The following is a 4661-nucleotide window of genomic DNA, read 5'->3' as shown; positions in this document are numbered from 1 at the left end:
CTGCCGCCAGTATTCCCGGGCGCGGTCGAGCGAGCGGGCCGGATCGCTCATGTCCTGAATCCGCTCGTAGCCCACCTTTGCCAGCCAGAGCTTGATCGGCTCGGCCTTGGGGCTGGGAACCGACTGGATAATGCGCAGAAGGGTCTCCGGATCAGCCACATCGGTAAAATAAGACTTCCCGTCTGCTGCCGGCAGTTTCAGTCGGTTACATTTTGTAACCGACTCGCTCTCCTCCTTCGTTAGGCGGTTCTTTAAGACTTTCCAATAGTTGCGTGCCGCCTGGAAATCCGGCTGCTGGATCAGGGCCGCGATAATGTCCACAACGGAAAAATACCAGGTGTCCGCTTTCTCGTCATAAATCCGCCGAATCTTGAAATTCTCGAAAACGGCCAGGGCCTTGTTGTTTATCATCCATAAACTCCTGTTCTATCCATGGCGGGCGAAGAGCGCATCCGGTTTGGTTGCTGATTATCGCCACCCGTTCATTCCAGGTAGCCTTTGGCCCTGGACATCGAGGGGTTTGGGAACAATCCCATACCTGTTTTCAAATTTCCGAAGCCGAATTTGCGATAGAAATCTTGCTTTCCGGGCGCGGCGTAGATCAATACGGGTGCATTTTTCGACAATTTCTCCAGTAGGGCTTCCATGATTGATTGGCCGACGCCTCGATTCTGAAATTCCGGCAGTACGACCACATCATAGATGGCCGATTGATATTCACCATCCGATAAGGCACGACCAAAGCCGATGATTCGCCTGTCGGCATAACCGGAACATACCGTGTGGCTGTTCATCGCAGCCATTTTCAATTTTTCCGGCTCGCGCGTACCGAGGGGCGCCAGTCTAAATACTTCGCATAATGCTACCCAATCGATATTTGCGGTTCCGTATTTGAGAGAGATATTCATGTTATTGCCTGCATCGAACGCCGGCTTCAGCGGAAGCAGCCGCTTTTTGGCCTCGACCCGCCGAAAGCCAATGTTGGGCATTACCTAGACGGATGTTACTTCTTGATGCATTGATGCATTTTCGAGAAGTACAAGGTCAAGCAACCTGCGAAACTGGACATCGTTATCGGCTTTTTTCCAACGGTTAACAAATCTACATAAAATCTGAAGATTGCCCGGCTCATAGTGCCCGTCGCTGTCGATCCGGTCTAGTGAGCACAAAAGCTCAGTATCTTCGTGCTCCCCATCGAACTGTAATTTCAAGCCGGTGATGGCGCAGAGCCCTTCTTGAGCCTCGATTAAGTCCGCAATGTACTTTTCAAATTCCATCGAGGTGAAATGAAGTTCCTTGCTCTTTACCGTCCGCTGAATCTGCTGACCGTTCAAGCCAGCAACGGTGCCCCGAGCTGTTTGGGCCATCCTTACGACCGCACGCTGCTTTGCGTTAAAGATCGTTGCTGCTCCCTTGCGGGCGCTCTCCTCTTTTGCCTTCCAGGTTGGACGAGCGTGCCACGCTGCAAGATCATTTCCATCAATGAGTGCTTGTGCGTACTCGGCATTATCGTCGCTTAGGCGTTGGAGCGTTCCTTCGGTAAAAAGAAATTCGCGTGCCCTGGGGTGTAACGCGCGCCAGTCGAGGCGGTTTCCTGATCTGTTTGTGTTAGACCACGGATCAGCAGGCTTTCGAATAACATAAACGCTATCACCTGCTCTCGCCGGTTTGAAGGCGGGTTCGAGAGAGACTACAACCTCGCCTGCACGGGAGGTCGTCCACCACAACGCATCTTTCTCCCGATGAATCCAGATTTCGTTTTCAGTTTTGTAGACGATATGCGCGAGATTGAACCAACGGGATGCGACGGGGCGTGTAGGCGTTAAACCAGCCGCGGTTTTCTTCTTTGCAATGCACTGCGCGATATAGCCTTCGCGGTCGCCAGACAGCCAGAGCGTTCGTAAATCTTTGTCCTCAAGCGTCGCAATTGTCGAGCCCTTGAGGCACGAAGGCCAGAGATGGTTCTCGCGACCAAAGTTGGCAATAAACACTTTCATGACAGTTACCTGTAGAAGCGGAAAGCCGTATCCTGCTCAACGTTGTGGCTTACGGCGAGGACCGCTTTTGGCCTGAGTCCGCGTAAAGCCACTTGTTCGCCAAAAGCTTTTGGTGAGCTACTCCGGCGCTGTACAAACCCACCGCCTTGGGTCTAAAATCGATTTACTGTTATCGTACTTCATATATTCGCACCTATTCCACCGCGAAGTTGAAGTCTCCCCATCATTACAGTCGTGTCTTAGTGAATACATCTTGCATTCGCGCAATTTTGGAAAAGGTCCTGGAGGAATTGGTTCCTTTGTAGCATCCAAAATTTTTCTAGTATCTGATCGTCTGCGTTCCTCTAAAAGACGTTCACTCTCTTCACGACATTTTTTTGCTTCGGAAATGAGCTCATTAATCTTTCGCTCACTTTCAGCAACTGCAGATGCAACATCACCCGCTAATTTACCCCGACGGCCAGCTAAGGATAGCGCGCCGAAGTTTCTATGTCTTTGTGCCTGATCAGGAAATTGTTTGCATAATTCCGAATATGCTTTGCGTTTCCGACTTGGTATCTGGGATTCGAGCTCCTTCGCCCTATCCCAAAGAAGTGCCCATTGTCCCTTCTCCATAATAGTTGACCTCGTGACTGCTGGCGAACATGTGGGGAGCAAGGGTCAAACCTTGAATTGTGAATTTACCTTATAAACCCTCAGTTGACTGCGATTTTCGGACAAGAAGTGTTCCTTTGACCCCATGCTCTTCACTTGTATATCATCATTTCCGACGACCGATCGCGCTCTTTTTAAGCGGAAGGATCTCAATCAGCGACCTAAGCGCCTTATTGACCGAGTCGGAAGTTGGAAAATATTTTTTCACGTCCGGTTCCAGCATGACCGCGCCCTCTTCAAGCTTGAAGTATTGAAGCGAGTCGGTGCCGTCTTCTTTGTGAACAACAACTTTATGGCCCGAACGGTACGCCTTGTAGTACTTGCCCCGGACTCCACCCTTCATTGTGGAAAAGTCATATTCCGGTTTCATATCTTTCACGGTCTCCGACTTTTCGACCTTAACCTTCTTCATAATATCTCCTTTCACGCGCTGTTGCCTTGCGGCAACTGATGATCCGTATCTTACCCCGTCTCTCTGTATGAATCAAAACGAGAATCCGGTCCTTGGCGGACACACCGATGTTGATATAGCGCCCCTCCATTTCGGAATTATCAATGTCTGAATAGGTAAGTAAAAATGGGTCATTGAAAATTGTTTTGCCTTCATCGAAAGATACCTTGTGTTTCAAAAGGTTATCATTCGCCTTAACCTCATCCCATTCAAACGTCAGTTTCATTTGATCCTTCCCATTTTCAATTCCTTTTGATGGGACCAGATGAAGTTCCTAAATCACAAACCTACTGAAAAAACAAACATTCTTGCCCAAGGCACGCCAGTGCCGGTTGTTTTGCGGCACAACCGGTGGTACCCGTCGGCGTGAAAGCGACCTTTGGTCAGGCGTTCGGCAGGTGCCATAGCGTGAACATGGGGTTCCCGTAGGGCGAACACAAGGTTCGTCCCTACAGGGGGGCGCGGGTGAGGCGCGCTTACTGGGCGAAGGGCTTCAGGTACCAGGCCTTGATTTGGCTCAGCAGGGTGGACAGCCGTATTTTGGAATTTTCGACCAGGGCGTAGACGATGGGCACGACGACCAGGGTCAGCAGGGTGGAGACCATCAGGCCGGCGGCCACCATGGTGGACATGGTGCGCCACCAGAGGGTGGATTCGCTCTGCCAGGCGATGGCCATCTGGTGGAAGTCGTAGGAGACGCCGGCGATCATGGGGATGACGCCCAGGACGGTGCACACCGAGCCCATGATCACGGCGCGCAGGCGCGTGGCGCCGGCGGCCACCACGGCCTCGTCGAGCGGCATGCCGCGGCGGCGGAGCTGGTTGGTGTAGTCGATGAGCACCAGGGCGTTGTTGACCACCACGCCCACCAGCGAGACCAGCCCCACGCCCGACATGATGATGCCGAACGGCTCCTGCAGGACGGTGAGACCGAGGAAGGCGCCGCCCAAAGAGAGTACTACGGAGGTGAGAATGATCAGGGGCTGGGACACGGAGTTGAACATGGCCACCAGGATCAGGAAGATCAGCAGCAGCGAGACGACGAAGGCCTTGCCCAGGAAATCTTCGGACTCCTTCTGGAATTCGTTTTCGCCCGTGAACTTGAGGGTGTAGCCGGCCGGCAGCGGAAAGTCGGCCAGCAGCCGTTCGGCCTGGACGCGGGCCACAGCCCCCGGGATGCGCTCCTCGTCCACGTGGGCCTTGACGGTCACCACGCGGTCGTGGTCGATGCGCACGATGTCGCCCACGCTGCCGCTGTAATCGACCTTGGCCAGGGTGGTCAGCGGCACCATGGGGCCGGCCGGGGTGGGGATCATCAACTTGTGCAGCACATCCATCACGCGCCGGTCCGCTTCGGCCAGGGTGATGGTGATGTCGTAATCTTCGTCGCCCTCGTAGTAGGTCGAGACATCCAGGCCGTTGTAGGCCGTCTTGAGGGCCGCGCCGATGGCGTTGCTGGAAAGATCGAACAGGGCCGCCTTCTGGCGGTCGATGCGCACGCGCACCGACGGCAGCCCGGCCACGTAGTCGTCCTGCACATCCTCGACATGCGGCATGCG

The 4661-nt window shown here is 53.6% G+C and carries 6 protein-coding genes; all 6 read right to left on the bottom strand.

The genetic code is table 11. From position 1 onward, the window contains the following. Positions 1 to 411, bottom strand: a 411-nt coding sequence (locus HY913_02565; protein ID MBI4962136.1) for a hypothetical protein, incomplete at its 3' end; no start/stop codon positions are given. A 71-nt stretch (positions 412 to 482) separates the two neighbouring features. Further along, entirely contained in the window at positions 483 to 908 is a 426-nt protein-coding gene (locus HY913_02560) for a GNAT family N-acetyltransferase (GenBank protein MBI4962135.1), read from the bottom strand. Positions 909 to 992: 84 nt separating this feature from the next. After that, complete coding sequence (locus HY913_02555; GenBank protein MBI4962134.1) at positions 993 to 1997, bottom strand: hypothetical protein; 1005 nt, start codon at positions 1995 to 1997, stop codon at positions 993 to 995. A 760-nt stretch (positions 1998 to 2757) separates the two neighbouring features. After that, a complete protein-coding gene (locus HY913_02550; protein MBI4962133.1) occupies positions 2758 to 3063 on the bottom strand; it encodes a hypothetical protein in 306 nt (101 codons plus the stop codon). Continuing rightward, a complete protein-coding gene (locus HY913_02545) occupies positions 3050 to 3328 on the bottom strand; it encodes a BrnT family toxin (GenBank protein MBI4962132.1) in 279 nt (92 codons plus the stop codon). The genes HY913_02550 and HY913_02545 overlap by 14 nt, the downstream gene beginning before the upstream one ends. Positions 3329 to 3578: 250 nt before the next feature. After that, the coding region (locus HY913_02540; protein ID MBI4962131.1) for an efflux RND transporter permease subunit at positions 3579 to 4661 on the bottom strand (1083 nt) is incomplete at its 5' end.

This window comes from Desulfomonile tiedjei, assembly GCA_016212925.1.
Taxonomy (GTDB): domain Bacteria; phylum Desulfobacterota; class Desulfomonilia; order Desulfomonilales; family Desulfomonilaceae; genus JACRDF01.
Note: the sequence above shows the minus strand (reverse complement) of the source record. Positions and strands in the feature narration are given on the sequence as shown.

Coding starts and splice junctions, on each gene's coding strand:
- HY913_02560 (MBI4962135.1), bottom strand. CDS start 908: ATGAATATCTCTCTCAAATACGGAACCGCAAATATCGATTGGGTAGCA.
- HY913_02555 (MBI4962134.1), bottom strand. CDS start 1,997: ATGAAAGTGTTTATTGCCAACTTTGGTCGCGAGAACCATCTCTGGCCT.
- HY913_02550 (MBI4962133.1), bottom strand. CDS start 3,063: ATGAAGAAGGTTAAGGTCGAAAAGTCGGAGACCGTGAAAGATATGAAA.
- HY913_02545 (MBI4962132.1), bottom strand. CDS start 3,328: ATGAAACTGACGTTTGAATGGGATGAGGTTAAGGCGAATGATAACCTT.